General features: G+C 37.8%; 20 protein-coding genes and 4 pseudogenes. 13 read left to right on the top strand and 11 right to left on the bottom strand.

Annotated elements, in window-relative coordinates:
- The first annotated feature begins 4 nt into the window (after positions 1 to 4).
- The 4 genes and pseudogenes from LBYS11_RS06655 (at position 5) to LBYS11_RS06640 (ending at position 3,050) form a co-directional block, all read left to right on the top strand.
- Positions 5 to 924: pseudogene (locus tag LBYS11_RS06655) on the top strand (ATP-binding cassette domain-containing protein).
- Positions 924 to 1,799, top strand: coding sequence for an ABC transporter permease (locus LBYS11_RS06650; RefSeq protein ID WP_066037596.1), 876 nt, complete (start codon positions 924 to 926; stop codon positions 1,797 to 1,799). Before LBYS11_RS06655 ends, LBYS11_RS06650 begins: the two are co-directional and overlap by 1 nt.
- A gap of 135 nt (positions 1,800 to 1,934) precedes the next feature.
- Positions 1,935 to 2,690, top strand: coding sequence for a DUF2087 domain-containing protein (locus tag LBYS11_RS06645; RefSeq protein WP_048389708.1), 756 nt, complete (start codon positions 1,935 to 1,937; stop codon positions 2,688 to 2,690).
- 18 nt (positions 2,691 to 2,708) lie between these two features.
- On the top strand, positions 2,709 to 3,050 hold the full coding sequence (locus LBYS11_RS06640) for a GIY-YIG nuclease family protein (RefSeq protein ID WP_103117704.1): 342 nt from the start codon (positions 2,709 to 2,711) through the stop codon (positions 3,048 to 3,050).
- A gap of 39 nt (positions 3,051 to 3,089) precedes the next feature.
- Here the strand turns inward: LBYS11_RS06640 and LBYS11_RS06635 are convergent, their stop codons facing one another.
- The 9 genes and pseudogenes from LBYS11_RS06635 to LBYS11_RS06600 all read right to left on the bottom strand — a co-directional run bounded on the left by LBYS11_RS06635 (position 3,090) and on the right by LBYS11_RS06600 (position 11,478).
- Positions 3,090 to 3,470: an MmcQ/YjbR family DNA-binding protein gene (locus LBYS11_RS06635; RefSeq protein WP_103117703.1), complete on the bottom strand. Its 381-nt coding sequence runs from the start codon at positions 3,468 to 3,470 to the stop codon at positions 3,090 to 3,092.
- Positions 3,471 to 3,551: 81 nt separating this feature from the next.
- Positions 3,552 to 4,370 (bottom strand): YitT family protein, encoded by an 819-nt coding sequence (locus LBYS11_RS06630; protein WP_004232517.1) that lies wholly within the window; start codon positions 4,368 to 4,370, stop codon positions 3,552 to 3,554.
- A gap of 87 nt (positions 4,371 to 4,457) precedes the next feature.
- A complete protein-coding gene (locus LBYS11_RS06625; protein ID WP_048389701.1) occupies positions 4,458 to 5,756 on the bottom strand; it encodes a M48 family metallopeptidase in 1,299 nt (432 codons plus the stop codon).
- A 156-nt stretch (positions 5,757 to 5,912) separates the two neighbouring features.
- The gene (locus LBYS11_RS06620) at positions 5,913 to 6,719 is read right to left on the bottom strand and encodes a hypothetical protein (RefSeq protein WP_103117701.1); all 807 of its coding nucleotides are present in this window, start codon (positions 6,717 to 6,719) and stop codon (positions 5,913 to 5,915) included.
- Positions 6,712 to 7,143, bottom strand: coding sequence for a hypothetical protein (locus tag LBYS11_RS23510; protein ID WP_233732525.1), 432 nt, complete (start codon positions 7,141 to 7,143; stop codon positions 6,712 to 6,714). Before LBYS11_RS23510 ends, LBYS11_RS06620 begins: the two co-directional genes overlap by 8 nt.
- On the bottom strand, positions 7,140 to 7,781 hold the full coding sequence (locus LBYS11_RS23505; protein ID WP_233732522.1) for an MBL fold metallo-hydrolase: 642 nt from the start codon (positions 7,779 to 7,781) through the stop codon (positions 7,140 to 7,142). The genes LBYS11_RS23510 and LBYS11_RS23505 overlap by 4 nt, the downstream gene beginning before the upstream one ends.
- Entirely contained in the window at positions 7,774 to 9,435 is a 1,662-nt protein-coding gene (locus LBYS11_RS06610) for an ABC transporter permease (protein ID WP_103117700.1), read from the bottom strand. Before LBYS11_RS06610 ends, LBYS11_RS23505 begins: the two co-directional genes overlap by 8 nt.
- A gap of 56 nt (positions 9,436 to 9,491) precedes the next feature.
- A pseudogene (locus tag LBYS11_RS06605) lies at positions 9,492 to 10,516 on the bottom strand (ABC transporter substrate-binding protein).
- Positions 10,513 to 11,478, bottom strand: coding sequence for an ABC transporter ATP-binding protein (locus tag LBYS11_RS06600; RefSeq protein WP_103117699.1), 966 nt, complete (start codon positions 11,476 to 11,478; stop codon positions 10,513 to 10,515). The pseudogene LBYS11_RS06605 and the gene LBYS11_RS06600 overlap by 4 nt, the downstream one beginning before the upstream one ends.
- Before the next feature lie 137 nt (positions 11,479 to 11,615).
- Here LBYS11_RS06600 and LBYS11_RS06595 point away from each other — a divergent pair, with 137 nt between their 5' ends.
- From LBYS11_RS06595 to LBYS11_RS06570, 6 genes and pseudogenes are all read left to right on the top strand, one after another.
- Positions 11,616 to 12,425, top strand: a complete 810-nt coding sequence (locus LBYS11_RS06595) for a LysR family transcriptional regulator (protein WP_233732512.1) — start codon at positions 11,616 to 11,618, stop codon at positions 12,423 to 12,425.
- A 162-nt stretch (positions 12,426 to 12,587) separates the two neighbouring features.
- A complete protein-coding gene (locus tag LBYS11_RS06590) occupies positions 12,588 to 13,046 on the top strand; it encodes a PTS sugar transporter subunit IIA (RefSeq protein ID WP_103117698.1) in 459 nt (152 codons plus the stop codon).
- Positions 13,043 to 13,305: pseudogene (locus LBYS11_RS06585) on the top strand (PTS sugar transporter subunit IIB). The gene LBYS11_RS06590 and the pseudogene LBYS11_RS06585 overlap by 4 nt, the downstream one beginning before the upstream one ends.
- Before the next feature lie 33 nt (positions 13,306 to 13,338).
- Positions 13,339 to 14,607, top strand: coding sequence for a PTS ascorbate transporter subunit IIC (locus LBYS11_RS06580; protein ID WP_048389687.1), 1,269 nt, complete (start codon positions 13,339 to 13,341; stop codon positions 14,605 to 14,607).
- 252 nt (positions 14,608 to 14,859) lie between these two features.
- A pseudogene (locus LBYS11_RS06575) lies at positions 14,860 to 15,845 on the top strand (BMP family protein).
- Positions 15,842 to 17,503, top strand: coding sequence for a methyl-accepting chemotaxis protein (locus LBYS11_RS06570; protein ID WP_103117697.1), 1,662 nt, complete (start codon positions 15,842 to 15,844; stop codon positions 17,501 to 17,503). The pseudogene LBYS11_RS06575 and the gene LBYS11_RS06570 overlap by 4 nt, the downstream one beginning before the upstream one ends.
- A gap of 59 nt (positions 17,504 to 17,562) precedes the next feature.
- Here LBYS11_RS06570 and LBYS11_RS06565 read toward each other — a convergent pair whose 3' ends face one another.
- Positions 17,563 to 18,321 (bottom strand): SDR family NAD(P)-dependent oxidoreductase, encoded by a 759-nt coding sequence (locus LBYS11_RS06565; protein WP_103117696.1) that lies wholly within the window; start codon positions 18,319 to 18,321, stop codon positions 17,563 to 17,565.
- Between the two features lie 164 nt (positions 18,322 to 18,485).
- On the opposite strand from LBYS11_RS06565, the gene LBYS11_RS06560 reads away from it, so the two are divergent.
- The 3 genes from LBYS11_RS06560 (at position 18,486) to LBYS11_RS06550 (ending at position 21,738) form a co-directional block, all read left to right on the top strand.
- Positions 18,486 to 19,667, top strand: a complete 1,182-nt coding sequence (locus LBYS11_RS06560) for an AraC family transcriptional regulator (RefSeq protein ID WP_103117695.1) — start codon at positions 18,486 to 18,488, stop codon at positions 19,665 to 19,667.
- 134 nt (positions 19,668 to 19,801) lie between these two features.
- Positions 19,802 to 20,800: a permease gene (locus LBYS11_RS06555; protein WP_103117694.1), complete on the top strand. Its 999-nt coding sequence runs from the start codon at positions 19,802 to 19,804 to the stop codon at positions 20,798 to 20,800.
- 11 nt (positions 20,801 to 20,811) lie between these two features.
- Complete coding sequence (locus LBYS11_RS06550) at positions 20,812 to 21,738, top strand: TIGR03943 family putative permease subunit (RefSeq protein ID WP_103117693.1); 927 nt, start codon at positions 20,812 to 20,814, stop codon at positions 21,736 to 21,738.
- 34 nt (positions 21,739 to 21,772) lie between these two features.
- Here LBYS11_RS06550 and LBYS11_RS06545 read toward each other — a convergent pair whose 3' ends face one another.
- Positions 21,773 to 23,035: an NtaA/DmoA family FMN-dependent monooxygenase gene (locus tag LBYS11_RS06545; RefSeq protein WP_233732760.1), complete on the bottom strand. Its 1,263-nt coding sequence runs from the start codon at positions 23,033 to 23,035 to the stop codon at positions 21,773 to 21,775.
- Positions 23,036 to 23,119: the final 84 nt, after the last annotated feature.

Raw genomic sequence — 23,119 nt, 5'->3', positions numbered from 1 at the left:
ACTTATGACGTTTGCGATAAAAGTTGAAAATTTATGTAAACAGTATGGAGAACAGCAAGCTGTCAAAGGTATTTCTTTTACAGTCGAACAAGGCACCCTATTCGCTTTTTTAGGTGAAAACGGTGCAGGTAAATCTACAACGATTGAAATACTTTGTACTTTACTAAAAAAATCGAGTGGTCAAGTAACTATTAATGGTTTCACACTCGACGCAAGCAATGATAACGCGGATATCCGTAAATCTATTGGTGTCGTTTTCCAGCAAAGTCTATTAGATGAGCGATTAACTGTACGTGAAAATATCCTCCATCGAGGTAAAACATATGGCTTATCGAAAACACAGCTTACCGATAACTATCAATTTGTTTCTACCTATTTGCATTTAGAAGATATTGAAGAGAAAAATATGGAACATTATCAGGGGGACAAAAAAGGCGAGCAGATATTGCTCGTGCACTGATTCATCGTCCAAGTATTTTATTTCTGGATGAACCTACAACGGGTTTAGATCCACAAACACGTCAATTTGTTTGGCAGGCGATTAAGCAGCTACAACGGGAAACCAATATGACTGTTTTTTTAACGACCCATTATATGGAGGAAGCGTCAGTCGCTCACCAAGTCACGGTCTTAAAGCAAGGTAAAATTGTCGCACAGGGAACGCCCGATGCACTAAAAACAAAATATGCCTATGATTCAATAGCTCTCGTTTTTCAAAATGCACAGGAGGGTGTGAAGTTTCTTGAGGAAAATGCGATCTCCTACACAGAGAATCAAGGGATATACACCATCCGTTTAACGTCTACCTTACAAGCACTTCCCCTTTTAAAAAAAGCTGAGCGACTTATCGCCTCCTTCGAAGTCATTAAAGGATCAATGGATGATGTCTTTCTTCATATTATGGCAGAGGAGGAGGTTGCGTAGTGGAAGCATTAATTAGTCTAGTTCTGCGTAATAACAAAATATTTAGACGGGATAAAACACAGGTGTTCTTCTCCCTACTGTCAGTCATTATTGTCATTGTGTTGTACGCTGTCTTTCTCCAAAAAATGCAGGTAGATGCCATTGAACAACTAACAGAAGCTACACCTGAATTGATCACCATGGTCAATGAGTGGCTAGTAGCAGGTTTACTGTCCATGATTGCTGTTTCGACTACACTTGGTGCCTATGGTATCGCTGTTAAAGACCAAGAATCCAAAGTACAAGCCGACTTTTTAACAGCTCCCCTTTCTCGTGCAACTATTCAGTTGAGCTATGTGCTCAATGCATTTATTATCGGCTGTATTTTTTCCTTTATTGCGCTCCTTGGCTGTGAAATCTTTATTGTCACAACGGGAGGTAAGCTTCTAAGTTTTGGGGATTTTATTCAGGTATTGAGCATACTGTTTTTATCTGTCTTGCTTGCGAGTGTTTTTAATTTATTTCTTTCGTTATTTGTTTCGACCCAAAATGCTTTCTCAACACTCGGCACAATTGTTGGTACATTACTTGGATTTTTATGTGGTGTTTATGTACCTCTTGGAGCTCTACCAAGCTTTGCACAACATATAATCATGTACTTTCCAATTAGCCATACAACACTATTATTACGCAATGCATTTATGGAGAGCTCTATTGCAAATGTTTTTGATGGTGTGCCCGTTTCTTATGTGGAAGATTATAAAATGAATTATGGCATTGTTTATGAACTAAATGGACATATACTTAGCTCCACAACAAGTCTAATTGTGATTGTCTGTACAATTGTAGTTCTTTCTCTAGCATCTATGATCTTATTTAAGAGAAAATATAACTAAATATGAGCCAACCTTTTTACACATCGTTTAGAATACGATGTGTTTTTTATTGCTTTAATACAAACATTTTGTTATTTTAAATATTAAATAACAAACAAATTTATAATTCGTTTGTTTCATCAAGGAGGGATTGCAATGGATGTAAATGAATTATTTTGGCAAGCTCCTATCGATGATCTAAAAAAGGGATATATCGATCAAGCGACACACTTCACCTGCCTACTATGCGGTGAAAAAGTAGAAAAAGGCATTATTTATCCTCAAGAGGGCTTATTATATGAAGCAGAGAAAATGATGCAACACCATATTACATTGGCTCACCATTCTGTTTTTCATTATTTAAACGGTCTCAATAAAAAAATGACAGGCTTAACAGAACATCAAAGTCATATTTTACGCTTATTTTATGAGGGAAAATCAGATCAGGAGATAAAAGAAGAATTAGAGATTGGCAGTGCCACCACGATTCGCCATCACCGTTTTGCTTTAAAAGAAAAGGAACGCCAAGCCAAAACATTGATGGTGATGATGGAGTTACTAAAAGAACAAGATCAGAAGGAGGAACCATTTGTGCCTATTCATAAAACAGCTACTATGGTCGACGATCGCTATAACGTTACCCTCACGGAAGAACAGCAATTATTAGAGAAGCTATTTCCAAACGGTGTTGGCAAGGAACTGGTTCGCTTTCCAAAGCGCGAAAAACAGAAAATTGTAGTGCTGCGTGCAATTGCAAATCTTTTTGACCAAGAAAAGCATTATACTGAAAAAGAATTAAATGAAGTGATTAAACCGATGTATGAAGACTATGTTCACATACGTCGTTACTTAATTGAATACGGTTTTCTTGACCGGAAAGCAGATGGCAGTGCCTATTGGGTAAAAAAATAAGAAAGTAGGTTAATAAAAATGGATCATAAAAAAGAGTTAAAAGAAATGTATAAGGACATGAAAATTGAAGCTGGCGTTTTTACAATGACCAATACACAAACAGGCAAATTATTTGTGGGGAGCTTTAATAATTTAAAGCGTTTAAATGGCTTTCAATTTATGCTAAAAACCAATACACATACGAACAAGGTGCTTCAGGCAGATTACAATTTATATGGTCAAGAAGCTTTTGAGGTGGAAATCGTTGAGTATTTAAAGAAAAAAGAAGAAGGCTATTTCGATGAAAAAAAAGAGCTCGAAAAGCTGGAGCAAAAATGGCTTGAGACACTAAAGCCTTATGGTGAGCATGGTTATAATTAGTCATTAGCGCATTTGCCAAAAAGGTAAATGCGCTATTCATTACTTGTTTGAAGGGTTGCCAATCAATTGAATTTCCTGCTGTGCTTTCTTCGTTAGTTTATTGAAAACAAGCTCATAGGAATGTTGGATAAGATGCTCTACCAAATCCATCGGGACATCCTCAGCATCCATATAAATGGAATTCCAATGGGTTTTATTCATATAGTAACCAGGTATAATGCTTGCATAGGCTTCTCGTAATTCCTCCGCTCGAGAAGGCTCACATTTCAATGTAAGAACAGGCTTACCTGTTCTATTTCCTCCAAGCATGGCATACATTTTTCCACCGATATGATAGCGATCTGCTTGCCACTCCTCTTGATAGTCATACGTTGTTCCATGAAGCTGTATACAGTAAGCATGAATTATTTCTTTTTCCATCTTAACAATCCCCGTCCCCTCAAATAAAAACACACGTTCGATTATGGTAAGTATAACCTAAAACGTGTGTAGAGAATAGCATTATTTAGTTGTACCACGATCAAACATTCCGATTACTTCCGTCGTCTGTAAAATATTCACAAACGACTTTGGATCAGTCTCCTTAATCGTGCTTTTCACATCAGCTAGTTGGTAACGCGTAATAACAGTAATTAATACTTTCCGACCCTCGCCTGAATACGCTCCCTTTGCATCGATAATCGTTACTCCACGATGTAGCTTTTCTAATAGTTGCTGTTTGACCTCGTCCCCTTTACTCGTAATAATCATCAGCGTTAATTTAATATGGCTCGTATGAATTGTATCCACTACTTTTCCAGTTGCATAAATGGACACAAGGGTTAACAACGCCGCATCCCAGCTAAAGACAAAGCCAGAAGCAGCCACTACGATTCCATTCATAGCGGCAATTAACGTACCGAGCGGAAAATCACGTTTCCGGCTAAGTAGCATAGCAATTATATCAAAGCCCCCTGAGGAGCCAGCTGCTCGGAAAATCATGCCCATTGCAAACCCTACAATAACACCACCAAATAAGGACGCGAGGATTGGCTCTTGTGTCGCTTTGTGTATTGGAATAATATATAAACTCACTGACAACACAGCCACCGAAAGAATGGTGTAGCTAATAAATCGCTTGCCGAGCTTCATCACACCTAAAATCAGTAAAGGTAGGTTAAGCAGTAAATTTAACACGCCTGTATTTAAAGGGGTAATAATCCCAAGCATGATGGCAATACCACTCAACCCACCACTCAAGATTTCATGGGGAATCAATAAATAATTATAGGCAAAGGCCACTAAAATGGAAGAAAGTGTAATTATAATCACATTTCGCATAATGCTATCCCCTATCAATCAACGACCAATTTTTGATACATCTTTGTCATAGACTACCCAATTTACTCTCCTGAAAAACCTATCCTCTTACTTTTTCTTCTGTTCTTCCTTTAAAGGCATATTTTGTTTATGTTCCCCTGTATCCGCAACTTTATAGATTCGCTCAAGCATCGGTGGATGTGTATAACGGAACCACTTCACTAAGAGTGGCGGGTTCACTTCACTTAAGCCTGAAATCGTTAGCTTTTGAAATGCTGTTACAGCCGCTTCTCGATCATTCATAAGGTTAATAGCATATTGATCGGCTCTCGTTTCTTGATATCTCGATATAAAATTGGATACTGGATTGGAAGCAAATAGTAAAATAGAAGTAATGAGTAAAAATAATGGATAGGAACGAATGCTACTGATTTTATTAATTTTTAAAACCTGTCCATATCGTGAAATCAAGCGACGCATAATTTTCGCTGTTAGCCATAGCCCTATTAACATTAAGAATAAATAGCCTGCAATGCCAAAATAAATATGCTTTTCAACATAATGTCCCATTTCATGTGCCATGATAAATAAAATTTCATTGTCCGTTAGTCTATTTAATGTAGTATCCCATAGCACAATTCTCGAATTGCTCCCAATTCCTGTCACATAAGCATTTAAAGCATTTGTCTTTTCTGCCATGTTGACCTCATAAACATGCTCTGCCGGAATATTGGCCTGTGTAGCAAGTGAAAGTATCTTTGTTTCCAGTTCTTTATTTTTTAGTGGATAAAAATCATTGTACAAAGGATCAATGACAACTGGCTGAATGAACATCACAAAGATTGTAAAGGGGATAGTTAAAAGCCAAGCATAGAGCCACCATCTTTTTTCGCTCTTTTTAATGAGCCAATAAATCACCGTAACAATAATCAAGCTAGTGCCAAAATTCACCCAAAAATCAATGACACCATCCTTCATCCAAGATGCAAATGCTTGTGTACTGATGCCATAGCTTTTGCTTAGATGATAGCGATAATAATCAAGTGGGAATAGCACAATATAGAGCAATAAAGATAATAGGAATAAGTAACCCGCATTTTGCAATAGCTTCCACTTCGTTTGGGAGGTCGTCACATTTTCGAAATAACGAGATACACCCAATAGTAAAATCAAGAAGTAAATAAGCCATTCTAAAGGTGTGGCTACAAAGAATACAAAGTTCCGTATTTTTGAATATTCACCACTTAAAAAAAGCTCCTTGCCAGACATAAACATCACTGGATCTGCCGCCGTTCCTTGTAAGGCACTTGGTATTTTACCACCACCGCTGTGGAAAATATACCAGTACATACAAAGCACGTAAACACCGAAAAGTAGTAGTGTAACAATGCCCATTTTTTTCGCTATGTTATTTCCCCCTCATATCACCCAAAGTTCGTCCTATAGTAAGTGTAAGCGAAATTATCAAAGTTAGAACAAACATGGACCTACTTTTTTAATCTCCTGTTGCCAAAGAAAAATTTCGCCTCATTTCTATATGAGGCGAAATCATTATCGTCCTATTCATTTATCCATAACAAATGCCGTTTTACCACGTTGATCCCCGCTTAGATAGCCAGTGGATAAAAGTTGCTCATACCATTGCTTTTCTATAGTAGCTGCTTGAGCCGCATCATCTACCTTCGTAGAAAGTTCAACCATAATATCGCCTTTGTACTGCCATACCTCTATATCCGCTTCATGTCCTAAAAAGCTTCCTTTATAGTTCGTAGCATTAGCAGGCCCATATACGACAACTTGAGACAACGTATTTTTATACCATGCTTCGGAGTTCCAATTTACAATTTTCTTTGGCGCATTTTCAAGAATGAGTTTTTTCGCAACATTTGTAGCAACTGAATCATAAGAGACTTCAGCAGAAGTCTTCAAAGATTCCTTTCGGCTTATCGTAAATGTACGATGATCTCCCTTAATATCTAGCTCAAACTTATAATTTGACTCAGAACCAGTAAAACCATGATTCATTGTTTCTGCCATTGCTTCACTTAAAGGTGTGTTTAAAAAACGCTTTTTGTAGGTTATATCCATTTTATTACTACCCTTATATACACGTAAGCGGTGTATATAGTCATGACGTAGAAACAATTGGTCAAGCGTATCATAAAAATAAACTTTTACGTCATCCTTTTTAGTTGCTTGAAAAGCCTGGACAATAGTTGATTCATTAAAAATCTCAGGTTTAATATTGAATTTAATTTCATGGCCTGGCTCAATGGCTGCTTTCGCTTGTGTTGTATTCACACCCATCATACTAATCACTATTAAGCCCAAGACACACAGATAAAATGCCCATTTTTTTAGTTTAGTCACGCTTTAATTCCTCCTTCGGAAATGTTGTTGTTAAATTTGTATGTGTACTGTGAAAATAGATCGTTTGTCGTGCACGAAGTCTCTGTGACAGTTCCACTAAATCCCAATAGTCTGGATGTGTTTTATAGAAGAACTCCTCAGAGATATGCTTTAAGCTAGCTGGATTGGAAGCATGACGAGAATAGCCTGTATGAACAAAAATTGCCGTCGGATAAACCTTTGCAAGCTCCTCCACTTGAGCCTCATCCTGCTCTGAGACAAAATACAGTACATGGTCACTGTCCAGTTTTTGCTTGAGTCGTTCTAAAAGCATCACTTTATTCGGCCAAATATTTTCATGTTCTTCATCATAATGCCCCAATAAAGGTTGTAGCTTGGCATCTACCCTAATCGCTCGAGTTGTATGTTCGGAAAGATACGTCATAATATCGACTGTTTTGCCCGAAAAGAGGAGGGGAATATAAATGAATGATTGGGATGAGCCTTTACATACATAGCCATCTGCTGTAACACCTCAAGATTTCGAATGCATTTTTCCGCATGTCCACTATCAATAAACGCTACATCATAAACCGTTCCATCCTCCTCTGGCAAGGTCGCCTTTAATAAATACGAATCGACTACATAATCACCAGAGAAAAAAATCATTTCATCAAAAAAACGAATTTTGTACCACACGCTTCCAATTAAATGCCCACTATATCCCCATTGAAAGGCAAGATATTCATTGACCTCTATCCATTTTCCAATCGTATCTGGATAGAAAGTTCTGACTTGTGGGATAAGCAGTGGAAGCTGCTGAGCAGTTGTATGACTCATTAGTATCGGTCCCGTATAGCCCATGTTCTGTAGTATTGGCAATGCCCCTACATGATCAATATGCGAATGAGAAATAAAGACAGCAGCTAGCTTTTCAATATGATTAAATGTAATATTTGGTGGCGTTTTTTGTGTATTTTTCATAATGCCACAATCCAATAAAATGGCCTGCCTCTGATTTTCTATATAAAAACAATTGCGCCCATATTCGCCTACACCACCTAAAATTTCAACACTAAGCATTGGCCTGCCCTCCTCGTTTTTGCAGCCAACCCAATAGGAACATAAAAATAACAGTCATAAGGACGGTTATAACAGCTACTGCCATTCCAACCCCTACATTACCTTGCTCAAATTGGCTATAGATAAAGGTTGCCCCTGTCTCTACGGATGGTGGCAAAATTAAAAGGCCAGCTACAAGCTCTCGCATTGAAATAATAAAAGTCATCATCATTCCTGTTAAAATACCCTGCATCAAAAGTGGTAGGATGATGCGACGATAAACCGCAATGTTACTACGTCCAAAAATAGCAGCTGATTGAAAAATAGAGGCATCCAATTGTGAAAAAGAAGACTTTATATACTGCACCGAATAAGGTAAAAACAGTACACAGTATGTGACTATTACCATTGCCTTTGTGTTATAAATTGTTGCGGGAAGCCAAGGAGCATTCCAAAACATAATTAAACCTACAACAAAGACAATCCCCGGAATAATATTAGGCATTAAACTAAAGAAGTCTAATATTTGCTGCTTTCTGGTTTCTCCCTTTTTAATATAAAGAGCGATGAATAAACCTATTATGGCGGTTATCAAGGCCGTCATGATAGAAAAAACAATGCTATTTAAAAATGCTGTCAATCCTGCACTTCCACTAGTGAAGACCTCTTGATAAGAAGCCAAACTGAAATTCCCTGCCTGTAACCCATCTCCTCTTACCTTTTGCAAAGAGGTCACGATAATAGAGAAATAAGGAATGCCGATAGATAGCAATAGAACAAGCCCTACAAAAGTCCACGAAGCTGTTTTTATATACCACTTGTCCTTGAGCTCACGTCTAGCAGGTGTTTTTCCTGATAGCACACCATATGTATATTTGCGTCCAATGAGATTTTGGAAATACCAAATGACTAAGCAAACAGACAATAAGAATAAGGATAGCGAGGTTGCCATGCGAATATCAACTGGCCATCTTGATAAATAGGCATGAATTTCGGTTGTAAACACTTGAAACCCAATCCGACTGCCGAATGTAGCTGGCGTTCCAAATTCAGCAAGCGTCTTAATAAAAATAAGGAGACTTCCCAAAACATAGCTCGAAAGTAAAAGAGGTAACACAACCTTTAGCCAATTTTGCGAGGAGCTTCGCCCAAAAATCAGCGCTGCATCTAAAAATGAGCCATTTATGCGAAGTAATGTATTTTTTAGCATTAAATACAAAAATGGAAACAGGTGTAGGCTCATGATCACTACCATACCAAACAAGGAAAAGAAGGAATCTGTCATCCAAGCAGCACTTGGAATAAGCTGCTGTAAAAAACCATTGTGCTGCATAAACAAAATCCAGCCCATTGAACCAATATAGGGAGGTGTCATAAATGGAATCGTTAACACTATATCGAGCCATTCATATTGATATAAACTTGTTTTCGTGCGAATGAAAGCCATAGGTAATGCGATAATTGTTGTCCCAATAATCACAAAAACCCCTAAAACCACCGAATTCCCAAGTGTTTTCCATATTCTATCGTGTGCAAACATTCGACTAAACTGTGATATATCAACATGTCCCTCTTTTATAAAGGTATAAAATAAAATGGCCATCAACGGAGCGATAGCAAATATGATGACAATTGTCAGTAAAAATCCAAAAGCTCGTCTTCCTTCCATTATCATGGCATGTCAACCCTTCTCTATGAAAACTAGAAGGAGGTATATCAACCTCCCTTTATTTAGCGAAATAAATCCGTAAACTTTGTTAGTACTTCCAGCTGTTTCGCTTCCGCACCCATCCAATCAACTGTTAACTGTGGAATTTCATCTAATGCTGCACGATTTTTCACAGCAATATCTTTATTCCCTGGTAATAAGTAAGCATCTGCTACTAGCTTTTGCCCTTCATCTGACAATAAAAAATCAACATAGGCTTGTGCAGATTCTACATGTTGCGCATCCTTTAAAATACCTACCGCTCTTGGACTAACTACTGTCCCACTCGTCGGATAGATAATTTCCACTGGCTCACCGTCTGCTTTTGCTTTATAAGCCATATAGTCTACACCTGCAATCGTGGCATTTTTCTCGCCTGTAATAACCGCATCCAAGGCTTCTTTATTCGCACCATTGACTTGTAAGCCATTTTTCTTCCAACTATCAATCGTGCTCCAAGCTGTTTTTTCTGCTGCTGTGTAGCCAAATAAGAAATCAACAGCAGAGCCTGACAGACTTGGATCTGGTATATTCATTTTATTTTGCCAATCAGCTTTTGCTAAATCAGACCAATCCGTAGGCGCCTGTGTCGTATTTTTCGTATTATAGGCAATACCTAAAGCAGAGGCACTGTAGCCATAAAAATATCCATCTTGATCCGACCAATCACTATTGATTTTGTCCTTGTTTTTAGCCACTTCGTAGCTTTGCAATTGATCTGTTGCTTTTAACCCATCCATTGAGGCAACAGAGGCAAGTACAACAATGTCAGCTACAGGATTATTTTTTCCGCTTCTAAACGAGAGAGAATTTTACCCGTAGTTCCTTGAAACATTTCCACTTTAATCCCTGTTTTTTCTTCAAATGCTTGCTGAATATTTGCAGCTAAACCATCTGGCCCAGCAGAATACACTGTCAGAACTTTCTCCTCCTGTGTCTTTGCACTTGCTTCATTCGTCTCTTTTGCCTCTTTATTACCACAGCCAGCTAATGCTAAGGCCAATAAAATGCCAGCAGTTGCCCATAATTTAAAATGTCGTTTCTTCAATGTAAACCCTCCAATTGATAGATTTGTTTTTCATCAATAAAAACTTGCAATCTTTTTCCATGCTCTAATGGTTGCTTCTCATAAAAGCTCCAAGACTGTCCTTCTACCTGTGCTTGTACTAAATAACGATCGCCAACAAATGTACTTTTCACAATCTGCGCTTGTTTGGCAATCGTACCAGGACGCGATATTCTCGAAACACCCTCAGGTCGCACAATTGATTGTCGATTGTGAAGCCAATTCACTTTGCCAATAAAATCTGCCACATAGCGCGTTGCTGGTGCACGATAAATTTCTTCAGGCGAGCCAATTTGAGCAATCCTCCCTGCCTCCATAACGATAATTTGATCAGACATTGTCATGGCCTCTGTTTGATCATGTGTTACGAAAATGGCTTGGCAATTAAGCTCATGAATGAGGTGCATGATTTCATCTTGCATTTGCTCTCTTAAAACAGCATCGAGAGCGGATAAAGGTTCATCAAATAAAATTAATTGCGGTTTGGTCGCTAAAGCTCTAGCTAATGCCACTCGCTGCTGTTGTCCACCCGATAATTCACCTGGCTTTCGTTTCTCATAGCCTTGCATTTTTACCAATCGCATCACATGCTCGACTCGTTCAGGAATAGCTGATTTAGGAATAATGCCCTTTAAGCCAAAGGCAATATTTTGGAAGATGGTCATATGTGGCCATAGAGCAAAATCTTGAAAAACCATAGCAATATTACGCTTATTTGGTTTGACATTTTTACGAGACGCCGAAGAATAAATGACGGTGTCATCAAATCGTATTTCTCCTTTTGATGGCTGTTCAAGGCCAGCTATCAACTTTAATAAGGTTGTTTTGCCACAGCCTGATTGTCCGAGAATCGTAATAAATTGCTGATCTAACTCCACATCAATCGGCCACAATGCTTGAGACTGCCCATATTTTTTCTCGATATTTTTTAATGAGATTTTCATAAGTATCCTCCTCGTTACTTACAACTATAAATTCCAGATATTTAGAAAATATTAATCTACTATTAATAACACGTTAAAAAAATCTAATAAACTAAAGCAAATACAAGATTTTTTCTAATTTCCTTTAGGAGGATAAAATGAACAATAGTAAATTACAGGCATTTTGCTTACTTGTAGAATTAAAAAAATTAGCACCTGTCGCCAAAGCACTTGGCATTACAGCCCCCACCGTATCATTTCATATTCGCTCTATAGAGGAGGAATATGGTATTCATTTATTTCGAACAAATGCTGGAGGATACCGTTTAACAGAAGCGGGCGAAGGTGTGTATCATTTCGCTCGTCAAATGGTTCAACTTCAAAAGGATATGGATCGTTTTATTGAAAATCTTTTAGCAGGCCATATCGGTTCATTACGACTTGGGGCGAGTGGCTTACCTGCCCATATTTTTATGCCAGATTTAATTCATCAAGTTTCAACGACCTATCCTGAGATTCGCATTTCATTAGAAGTAAAAACAGCACCTGAAATTGAAAAAAAGGTAGCACTACAAGAATTAGATTTCGGGCTCATCATGGAGACTAAGCAGGAAAATCCTTTACTTCATTACGAAACAATCGGTGAAGATGCACTTGTATTGGCATTCAGCCCATCACACGAGCTAGCAGCACAAAAAGACATCACCAAAGAAGATATTCTTAAGTACAAGCTATTGTTGCATACATCCTCTAGCTCCACGAATCACTTCATTGAAAAGTGGATGGACCCATTTCAGCCTTCTATTTACACAATTGAGCTGGATTCTGTGAGCACGATTAAAAAGATGCTGACCTTTGGCAAAAACTTGGCGTTTCTATCTGTTTCCTTAATAGAAGAAGAATTAAAATCAGGTGTACTGCTCAAGAAAGATCTACATGATGTAACACTAAATAGAAAATTCAATTGATTTATCCGAAAACGCGCTTAGATCATAAAATGGATGAATTTGTCAAAATGTCGGTTTATGAAATAGCAAAGCAATTAAAAATGTCTTCTACGATGACATAATTCCACATACAGTCGTAATAACATGGAATGGGAAGATATTTTTATGAAAGGAGGGTTGTCCTTGCTAACCAAGCTGTTGACAAAAGATTGTATACAGCTTGCAAACTTTGTCCGATCATGGCAAAAAGCAATTCATTTAGCGGCTAGCCCATTAGTACAACAACACAAAATTGAACAGCGCTATGTCGAAGCCATGATTCGATCTATTGAACACTATGGTCCTTACGTTGTCATCACACCCAAAGTAGCCATTCCTCATGCACGGCCATCTGATGGGGTTCTTGAACTAGCCATAAGCTTGCTACGATTACAAAAGCCTGTTTTTTTTAGCCCTAATCAGCCTGTCTACCTACTAATTGTGCTAGCTGCCATTGACAATGCTTCACATCTACAGGTGTTGGCTGATTTGGCATTAGTCTTACAAGAACCCGATCAGATTGATGACCTAATCGCCTGTCAACATGCGGACATGATATGGGAGAAAATCAAACAATATACGACAAAGGAGTCAACAGAATGAAAATTTTAGTCGTGTGTGGGAGCGGTTTAGGAAGTAGCTTTATTTTAGAATTGAATGTTAAAAAGCATTAGAAGTATTGGGGAAAGATGCAGAGGTAACGCATACAGATTTAGCGTCTGCCAAGGCGGAGAAAGCAGATATTTATTTAGGGGCAGCAGATATCGTGAATGAATTAGCGAAAGACAAAGGAATCATTGTGAGCATCGTAAATATGATGAGTATTTCAGAAATAAAAGAAAAGCTTGAACCGTTGCTTTAAGCATTAAAAATTTGGATAGGATGAGGTGTTGGTATGTTAGATGTTATCATGCATGACATTTTAGGAACACCAGCTATATTAGTCGGCCTATTCGCTTTTATTGGTTTACTTATTCAAAAAAAATCAAGTTCCACTGTTCTGTCAGGTACATTAAAAACGATAATGGGCTTTGTCATCCTCGGAGCTGGTGCCACTGTCTTAATTGGCTCTTTAGATCATTTTAGTAAAATGTTCGATCATGCCTTTCAAGTACAAGGAGTCATTCCCAACAATGAGGCCATCGTGGCAGCTGCTCAGACTAATTTTGGTACAGCTACTGCACTAATCATGGTATTTGGTATGATTATGAATCTACTATTTGCGCGATTTACGCCATTAAAATATATCTTTTTAACTGGACATCATACATTATTTATGGCTTGTTTAATCGCCGCTTCATTATCAGTTGGAGGGATGAGTGGTACACCTCTTATTCTTGTTGGGTCTATCATTCTTGGACTTTGTATGGTCGTGTTCCCTGCCATTTTACAGCCGACAGTTCGACAAATAACAGGGAGTAATGACTTTGCTGTTGGTCACTTTGGCAGTGTTGGCTATTATGTTTCTGCAAAGATTGGTAAGCTCTTTGGTAATAAAATGAAATCCACAGAAGATATACAGGTTCCGAAAGCATTAGGCTTTTTACGAGATACCTCAGTTGCTATTTCTTTAACAATGAGTGTGTTCTTTGTAATTGTTGCCCTTTTTGCTGGCCCTTCCTATATTGAGTCACAATTATCAGCTGGCTCAAATTTTATTATTTTCGCTATTATGCAAGCGATTACATTTGCAGCGGGTGTTTATATTATTTTAGCAGGTGTACGGATGTTAATTGCTGAAATTATTCCAGCCTTCAAAGGCATTGCAGATAAACTTGTACCAAACACAAAACCAGCACTTGATTGTCCAACCATCTTTCCTTTTGCACCAAATGCCGTTATTATTGGTTTCATTTTTAGTTTTATAGCAGGGCTGGTTTCCATGTTTATACTCCCCTTCATCGGACTAAAAGTCATCGTACCAGGTCTTGTTCCACATTTCTTCACAGGTGCTGCGGCGGGTGTCTTTGGAAATGCTACTGGCGGTAGAATTGGTGCGATGTCCGGAGCCTTTGCCAATGGTTTATTAATTAGCTTTATTCCAGCCATACTCCTTATCTTTATGGGAGACATTGGCTATGAGGGCACAACCTTCGGTGATTCAGACTTTGGGGTAATCGGCATTATTATTATTAATTTATTAAAATTATTCGGCGCTGTTTAGAACATATAAAGCCTGACGCTATTTGCGTTAGGCTTTTATAGTGCTGTACATACAAGAAGTGCTACGAAAACCTTTATAAATCAATTACTTTATTAGTAATCTAGCTTTATATTATTAACTTATTATGTATATAGAAATGATTCATTATTCTTAGACATCCTAAAAATTTTTTGCACGGATGTCTGACATCAGACTAAAAATATTAAGTTTTTGCCGATATATATTTTATACACAACAGGAGGTACACAAAATTTGAAGAAATTATTCACTAGTTTTCTTTTGATCACTCTGTTGATAGCAGGCTGTTCCTCAGCACCGACAGAAACATCAACTGAAGGATATAAGATAGGAATTTTACTATCAGATGCAGGACTAGGCGATGAATCATTTAATGATTCCGCTTTTAAAGGCTTAGAAAAAGCGCGCGATGAGCTAGGCATTTTGTTTGATTACAAAGAGGCTCCTGATGGTAAATACGAGGAAAAGCTGAATGAACTTGTAGCAGAAAAATATGATATCATCATTGGTCTCGGGTTCTCTGTACAAGAAGCACTAGAAAAGACTGCAAAACAAAATCCCTCTCAGCAATTTATACTGATTGACGGGCAATCTGATATTAACAACATCATTTCGATTACCTTTAAAGAACAAGAAGGTAGCTTTTTAGTTGGCATGATTGCCGCTATGACAAGTAAAACAGGAAAAGTTGGCTTTATTGGTGGAGCAGATGCTCCTGTTATCCATCACTTTGAGAATGGTTTTATCGAAGGGGCACGTTATGTACAGCCATCGATTGAAATTATGAGTGACTATGCTGGTACCTTTGACGATACCCAGGCTGGTGCAGCAATAGCAGAAAGATATATCAAAATAACGTTGATTTTATTTACCATGCAGCAGGCTTTACTGGCTTTGGGGCGATAAAAAAGGCAGAGGAAATGGGGATCTATGCAGCAGGTGTTGATATCGATCAGTTTTTTGTTGCCGAAAAAACAGTTGTCACATCCATGCTTAAAAATGTTGATCTAGCCGTCTATCAACTCGCTAAGACATTAGTAGAAAATGGTAAAATTACAGAAAAATCCTTTGCATTAGGTTTAGCAGATCAGGGTGTGGGACTAGCAGATATTCGTGTAATTCAACTGACAGCTGAGCAACAGACTGCTATCGAAAAAGCCAAAGAAGCCATTATTTCAGGTACGATAAAAGTTACTGCGGAAAAGAGGAATGACCAGTGACACTACGTAAGAAATTATTTATGAACACATTGATTCCAATCGTATTGGCTATGGCTATGATCGGCTTTATTATCCTACAAACATTCACGATCCAAACAACAGCACAGGATGATACGAAACTTTTACTTACAGTGAAAGAACTAGAGCAAAGTTTAGTTGTTGCCAGCCAATCTTTAAATAATTTTACCTACCTGGATAGTGAAGCCAATAAAAACGAAGCGCTCGCTATTTTACAAGAAACAAAAGGTAATTTAGAGGCATTAGCCTCCCTAACGAGAATACCTGAACATCAGACAATCGTCGAAAAAATAGCTAGTAAATTTGAAAATCTAGAAAAGGCGACTGAAAGCGGGTTTCAAGAAAACAATCGCTCTGAAATTAAAAAGCAGTCCATCAGAATTAAAGGAATTTTAAACGATATGTATTTGCTCAAAAAAGAAACGAACGAATGGTATCAAGAAATGATCCAAGTAACGAAGCAAAAAATAGGTTTCATTACAACCTCTACCATCATAGGTAGTGTGCTATTAATTATTGCTACAATACTTTATTCCTATGTAGCTGCGAAAAGAATTACCAAACCCATTAATCAGATTGTAGATTGCGCACAGGCTGCAGCAACAGGAAACTTAACAATGGATACTTCTACCCTTTCCTATCAAGCAAACAGTCGATATGAGATTGATCAATTAACAAAAAGCTTTGCAGACATGATGAATAATTTAAAAAGTACTGTACAATCCATTGATAATATTGGAAAGGATGTTAATTTGTTTACACAAGAAGTGACGAGCCATATGAACAATATTCATGAAAGTAGTAATCAAGTCGCTACCTCAACCGATGAATTAGCAAAAGGCAGCTATACGATGTCAGAAGACATTCAATCAGTGGCACTCCAAATGAATAATATGGCAGATCAATTTAGGGATGTAATGCGTACAAGTGAGCAATCGGCTGACACTGGTAAACAAGCTCTGGAGGCTGTTCAAAATGGTCAATATTCATTAGAAAAACAATCTTCCATTGCAAAGGATATTTCAACCACATCACTTGATATTAAGGAAGCTGTAACTCAATTTTCTCAATTCACTACAGAAATTGAAGGCGCAGCCAATGCTGTCCATACGATTGCTAGCCAAACAAATTTATTAGCACTAAATGCTGCTATCGAGGCTGCAAGAGCTGGAGAAGCAGGCAAAGGGTTTGCCATTGTTGCCGAGGAGGTTAAAAAGCTCTCTTCTGAAACGGAGAATGCTACGAATTTAATCACTTCAATGGTCTCGTATATTCAAGATGGCATTACGCACATCCTTACTACGGCTGAACGAGGTTATCTGCTGTCAAATGAGCAATCTCAATCCATGGTAGAGACAGAACAATCATTCTCTGTTATTACCATGCACATAACAAATATCCATCGCGATTTACAAAACCTCACAAGAGAAATGGCACAAACGAATGAAATGAGCCAGCAAGTAAATAGTACCATTGAAAATATTTCTGCTATTACAGAAGAAACGGCTGCTGGCACAGAAGAAATATCGGCATCAACGCAAGAACAGCTACTTTCCTTCCAAAAAATTAGTGCTAAGATTGACGATCTTGAAGCTATGACTAATACGTTGATGAATGAGCTCAAAAAATTCACCCTATAGTGATTCGATTCATTACCGCAAAAAATCCAGTGAAATGATTCACTGGATTTCTTTTTTCATTATAAAGTTAAACCACCATCTACTAACACAATAGAGCCTGTCATATAGCTTGCTTTGTCTGATGCTAGGAATACTACCATTTCTGCTAATTCCTCTGGTTTTGCATAGCGTCCCATTCTCATATTTGGAATCTCCTCTGGCACATAGCCACCTGTTTCAAACATCGCAGTTACACTGTTTGTTAATGCCGTTTCTACTCCCCCTGGACAGATACCATTGATCCGAATACCTTTTTTTACATACTCCAAAGAAGCTGATTTTGTTAAACCCACTACTGCATGCTTACTTGCAGAATAGACAGCCATACTGTGCTCACTGCGAACTCCTGCTGTAGAAGCTGTATTTATAATTGAACCGCTTCCTTGTCCCTCCATTACTTTTAAAACATATTTTAAGCCAAGGAATACACCCTTCACATTGATCGACATAATACGGTCATATTCTGCATCTTCAATCTCTGTTAGTGGAGAAATTTTCTGAATAACCCCAGCATTATTGAAAAATACATCAATACGTCCGTACGTATCAACAGCAGTATTGACATATTTCTGAACGTCTTCACTTTTTGAAACGTCTGCCTGAACGAAAATACCTTCCCCGCCTTGTTCTCTAATCAAGCTTACTGTTTCTTCCCCTGTTTCTTTGTTGAAATCCACTACCACCACTTTTGCACCATTGCTAGCAAGTTTCAAGCTGCTAGCTCTTCCAATTCCGCTTCCTGCGCCTGTTACAACTGCAATTTTATTCAAAAGATCCATCTTCTATTCCTCCCTAATATTTTAAAGTCACTGTCTATTTTATTGCTACTTCTCCTTTATTTATTGTATTATTCTACACAAAATAGTACTTTCTCAATGTCTATCCAATAAAAATGTAAATGCTTTCATTTTAATAGAATTATTACGAACTGGAGTGTAGGAACATGAAAATTAACACTATTGATCTTCAATACATCAGCCAATTAATCTATGAAACACATCATCTTCCAGTCACTTATATTAATTCATTAGGAAAAATAATCTTTGACTATTCATCAACAAATAATCCATCTTACATTTCTTTAAAGGAACAGTTGAAAACATATCCTTACCATAAAGATTCTAATGCCTATCCAATTTTTTTCTCTTATGCTGAGTTTAATTTTTTCTATATTAATGTGCAGAAAGAGGATCAATATTTAGGTGCAATTGTAGTTGGCCCTTCCCTTTCTCCAGAAGTGGAAGACATAAAGACAAGTGTTAATCAAGAGCTGATTCCTATTCTTCATTATCAACAAAGTTTAGCCATTAGTTTATTTGTGTATTACGCCATCTATCAAAGGAAATTAAATAAATCTGCTGTCATTTATCACAACCAAGCATTAAGACCTCTCATTCGTCATGAGGAAAATACTACGCTTGAGCTCTCCTATGCAAGAAGAAATGATATTGTTCATACAAATCTTTACTATGAAAAAATATTGTTAGACAATGTGAAAAATGGGCGTATAGAGAAACTAAATGAAGTTTTGAATTATTCCATTGTTGAGCAAGCAGAACTTGGAATACTATCAAAACGCAATAATTTAAGAAGTGTTCAATATTTGATGATTACAGGCATTGCACTTATTTGCCGTGCAGCAATTGAGGGTGGTTTAAATGAAGAAACAGCCTTTACATTAAATGATTTTTACATTCAAAAGCTAGAGGATCAAAACAGTTTAATCGAAATTCTTTCGTTAATGGAGGAAGCTATTTACGACTATACAAGCCGTGTATCACAGGCAAATACAATGAAGTATTCTGGACCCATTACTACCTGTATCCATTTTATTGAAAATGAGTTGTATGGGGATCTAACACTCGACCAACTTTCAGCAATTTGCCACCTAAGCCCCAATTATCTTTCCTCCTTATTTAAAAAGGAAGTAGGTACTTCCTTTAGTGAATATATTCAGCAGCAAAGGATTGATGAGGCGAAAAAACTCTTAACATTTACCAACTATCCAATCCTAGACATCGGTTCATTACTTAATTTCACAGATCAAAGCTATTTCATTAAAGTTTTCAAAAAATTTACGGGAATTACCCCTAAACAATATAGAACTAAGTATTCTCATAAATAATTCGATATAGAGGGAAAGTAAAAAGATGGTAGAAATCAATTTTTACTTTCTCTTTCCTTTTTTGAAGTACTAACAATATCATCTATGTCATATCTTGAATTAAAACGTAACCATTACACTTTAAGGAGGTCTATGTGGAACGTCTCCATTTTTCTAAATATGTATTGAATTTTTGGTTGCTCTTCATTTTATTCCTAGGCATGCTACAACTACTGTTATTCAACGTCTCAGCTCTAAACGACCTTAGTTCCTCTCTACTCAATTTAAATACGATATTTTTAAGTATTTTAATTGAAGCATTACCATTTGTCTTAATTGGAATACTGATTGCTGGCTTTATACAGATTTTTATAACAGAGGAACATATCCAAAGGTGGATTCCTCGAAACCCTGTGATGGCAGTTATCATGAGTTGTCTTGTAGGTGCATTATTTCCAGCCTGTGAATGTGGGATTGTTCCGATTGTTAGAAGATTGATTGTCAAAGGCGTACCTATACATGCAGCTATAGGCTTTATGTTAACTGGTCCACTTATTAATCCCGTTGTTATTCTTTCTACTTATATGGCATTTGGAAATGATTTAAGAATAGCGAGCCTTCGAATGCTTGTTGGCTTTGTCATCGCTATTGTAGTAGCATTACTTATCAGCTTATTTTTTAAAGGCTCCCAATTTAAGAGCTCTTTACAGCCCTACTCATTAACATTCCCTAGTCAACAAACATCCTTCTTCACCAAATTATTAAATATGGTCAAACATGCCATCGATGAATTTTTTGATATGGGTAAATACTTAATTATCGGGGCATTTTTAGCTGCCTTTGTACAAACCTATATATCTACCAAAACACTCGTAGCCATTGGAGAAGGGGAACCCTCCTCCATTCTAGTTATGATGGGCTTAGCCTTCATTCTGTCACTTTGCTCTGAGGCAGATGCCTTTATTGGCGCATCCTTTAGTGCTATTTTCTCCACTCCATCCATTCTGGCCTTTCTTATTTTTGGCCCTATGATCGATTTGAAAAATACCATTATGTTGATGAGCGTATTTCGTTTAAAATTTGTTTTTTGGTTAATCGCCTTAGTGGCTACAGTTGTCTACATTAGTATATGGATTCTTTCAGCGTATCTCTAAGGGGGAAAACCATGAAATTTCACGTTCAACAAGCGCTAAGAGCCTTCATGTTACTCGCCTTTTCGGCTATGATTGCCAACCTGCATTGGACCGGAGAACTAACAAAATTTATCAACCCTAAATATGAAGGGCTGAGTAAAACAGCCGCCATTTTATTTTTTATACTATTTCTTGTTCAAGTGACAAGAATTATATCTTTTTCAAAGGTTCCCCACTCATGTGATCAAACGGGACAAGCATGCTGCTCCCCTCACGACCATGGTCACACAGCCTTTACCCGAAAAAAAATGATAGCCTACCTCTTTATCATGACACCAATAATGACAGGCTTCTTCGTGCCAGCAAAAATTTTAGATGCATCCATCGCTGATAAAAAAGGTGGTGCATTTATTCTCACCCAGCAAAAACAATCATCTAAAATAGAGGATTACCTCACTTCAAATGAAACGATTGATGAAAACATCTATGATGAACATGATGCTGATCCCCGACTGACGGAGGAAAAACAGGAAATGACAAAAAAACAATATGAGCAATTAAAGCAACAGCTATCCCAACAATCCATGCTAAAAATGACCGATGAGGACTACACGATTTATTATGAAGAAATTAATCAAAATTTGGCTAATTATTTGGGGAAGAAAATACAGTTGAAGGGCTTTGTTTTAAAAGAAGAAAGTTTTACAGAAAAGCAACTAGTGATTTCAAGATTTCTTATTACGCATTGCGTCGCCGATGCCAGTATCGTCGGCTTTCTGACAGAGTTTTCGGACGCTCCTACACTCACAGAAGATACATGGATTGAAGTGGTCGGTACAATTAGTCAAACAACATATGAAGGTGCAAGCTTACCTGTTATCCATATTGATGATTGGGTAACAATCGAACAACCTGAATCACCTTATCTTTATCCTATTAATATTCGAATGAGTTTCTAGCAATAAAAGGGCAAAGCTTATGGCTTGCCCTTTTTCAGCTATTAATGGGGGATCGCACAACTAAGCCTAAATGGGAGCGTAATGTGCTACCTTCATATTCAGCTCTGAATAAACCCCGCTCTACTAACATGGGAATAACATCGCTAAAGAACAAATCCAAAGATTTCGCAGGTCCGCCTGGTATGGCAATAAAGCCATCCAATGCACCCTCTTCATAAAAAGTAACGATTTGATCGACAATATCCTGTGGTGTACCGATTGCTACAAGGTGGGCTGAGCCAATTACCTCTGGGCGTGCTAACAATACTGCGACTGTTGGTTCATTGTTTACAATATAACGACGTACCAAATCTGCATGTGTTTTACTACGTACTTGTTGATCTTTTGATGGCAGCATATCAATCGTTACCTGATCTTCAAGTGCCAAATGACGAACATCCATGCCAATCACAGATTCTAAAGCACTGTAGCGCCGCTCAAGTGTTAAATGTGCATGTGCTTGTCGGTGCATTTCGAGTGCTTCTTCATATGTATCCCCTATAAAGAAATAGAGTCCGGGTAATAAGCGAATATCGTCGGCTGAACGACCTACTTCTCTAGCCTGCTGACGCAAATCATTACGCATCTCAATACCCACCTCCATGACTGGTGTAGCCGCAAAAATCGCATTGGAAACAGTAGCCGCAAATTGCCGCCCAACATCCGACGCTCCTGCTTGGAAGAGTGGAATCTCTCCTGCTGGATGCATTGGGAGATTTAAGGGACCTTTTATATGGAAAAATTCTCCTTCATACTCAATTGGCTTAACAAGCTCTTTTATTTTCTCTAAATTCCCATCCATTTCTAATGTTTCATAGGGATAACTATGCCATAGCTGCTTGACCACCGCTGTACATTCTGCCGCTTTAGCATAACGCTCCTCGGAAGAAGGCATGGGCTCATTGCTGAAATTATGGGCGCCATCTATAGAGGTTACGATATTCCATCCAACTCGTCCTTCGCTAATCCAATTTAAGGACTGCAATTGACGCGCAATCAGATAAGGTGGCGTAAAGGATGTGGAAATCGTTGTTACTAAGCCAATCTGTTTCGTTTCTCTTGCCACCATCGCCATTAAAAAGTTAGGGTCTAAGCCAACTGTTCCTTTCATTTTAGCCATTAATTCTGGATGAGCTGTTAAATAATCCGCCTTAAATACAAAATCTAATTTCGCTGCTTCAGCACGCTGCGCAAATGCAATATGTTCTTCTATCAAGGCACCCTGTTTGCCATGATTACCGTAAACAGCTAAATGCATTCCAATAATAAGGTGTCTTTTCATTGCTACTCTCCTTCTTTTTAATTGATAACGATTATCATTTTCATAATAATCATTCATGGC

Origin of the sequence: Lysinibacillus sp. YS11, from assembly GCF_002896375.1 — a bacterium.
GTDB lineage: Bacteria > Bacillota > Bacilli > Bacillales_A > Planococcaceae > Lysinibacillus > Lysinibacillus capsici.
This window is presented reverse-complemented; position numbering and strand designations above follow the sequence as displayed.

Coding starts and splice junctions, on each gene's coding strand:
- LBYS11_RS06645 (WP_048389708.1), top strand. CDS start 1,935: ATGGATGTAAATGAATTATTTTGGCAAGCTCCTATCGATGATCTAAAA.
- LBYS11_RS06640 (WP_103117704.1), top strand. CDS start 2,709: ATGGATCATAAAAAAGAGTTAAAAGAAATGTATAAGGACATGAAAATT.
- LBYS11_RS06635 (WP_103117703.1), bottom strand. CDS start 3,470: ATGGAAAAAGAAATAATTCATGCTTACTGTATACAGCTTCATGGAACA.
- LBYS11_RS06630 (WP_004232517.1), bottom strand. CDS start 4,370: ATGCGAAATGTGATTATAATTACACTTTCTTCCATTTTAGTGGCCTTT.
- LBYS11_RS23510 (WP_233732525.1), bottom strand. CDS start 7,143: ATGACGTATCTTTCCGAACATACAACTCGAGCGATTAGGGTAGATGCC.
- LBYS11_RS23505 (WP_233732522.1), bottom strand. CDS start 7,781: ATGCTTAGTGTTGAAATTTTAGGTGGTGTAGGCGAATATGGGCGCAAT.
- LBYS11_RS06610 (WP_103117700.1), bottom strand. CDS start 9,435: ATGATAATGGAAGGAAGACGAGCTTTTGGATTTTTACTGACAATTGTC.
- LBYS11_RS06600 (WP_103117699.1), bottom strand. CDS start 11,478: ATGAAAATCTCATTAAAAAATATCGAGAAAAAATATGGGCAGTCTCAA.
- LBYS11_RS06595 (WP_233732512.1), top strand. CDS start 11,616: ATGAACAATAGTAAATTACAGGCATTTTGCTTACTTGTAGAATTAAAA.
- LBYS11_RS06580 (WP_048389687.1), top strand. CDS start 13,339: ATGTTAGATGTTATCATGCATGACATTTTAGGAACACCAGCTATATTA.
- LBYS11_RS06565 (WP_103117696.1), bottom strand. CDS start 18,321: ATGGATCTTTTGAATAAAATTGCAGTTGTAACAGGCGCAGGAAGCGGA.
- LBYS11_RS06560 (WP_103117695.1), top strand. CDS start 18,486: ATGAAAATTAACACTATTGATCTTCAATACATCAGCCAATTAATCTAT.
- LBYS11_RS06550 (WP_103117693.1), top strand. CDS start 20,812: ATGAAATTTCACGTTCAACAAGCGCTAAGAGCCTTCATGTTACTCGCC.
- LBYS11_RS06545 (WP_233732760.1), bottom strand. CDS start 23,035: ATGCATTTAGCTGTTTACGGTAATCATGGCAAACAGGGTGCCTTGATA.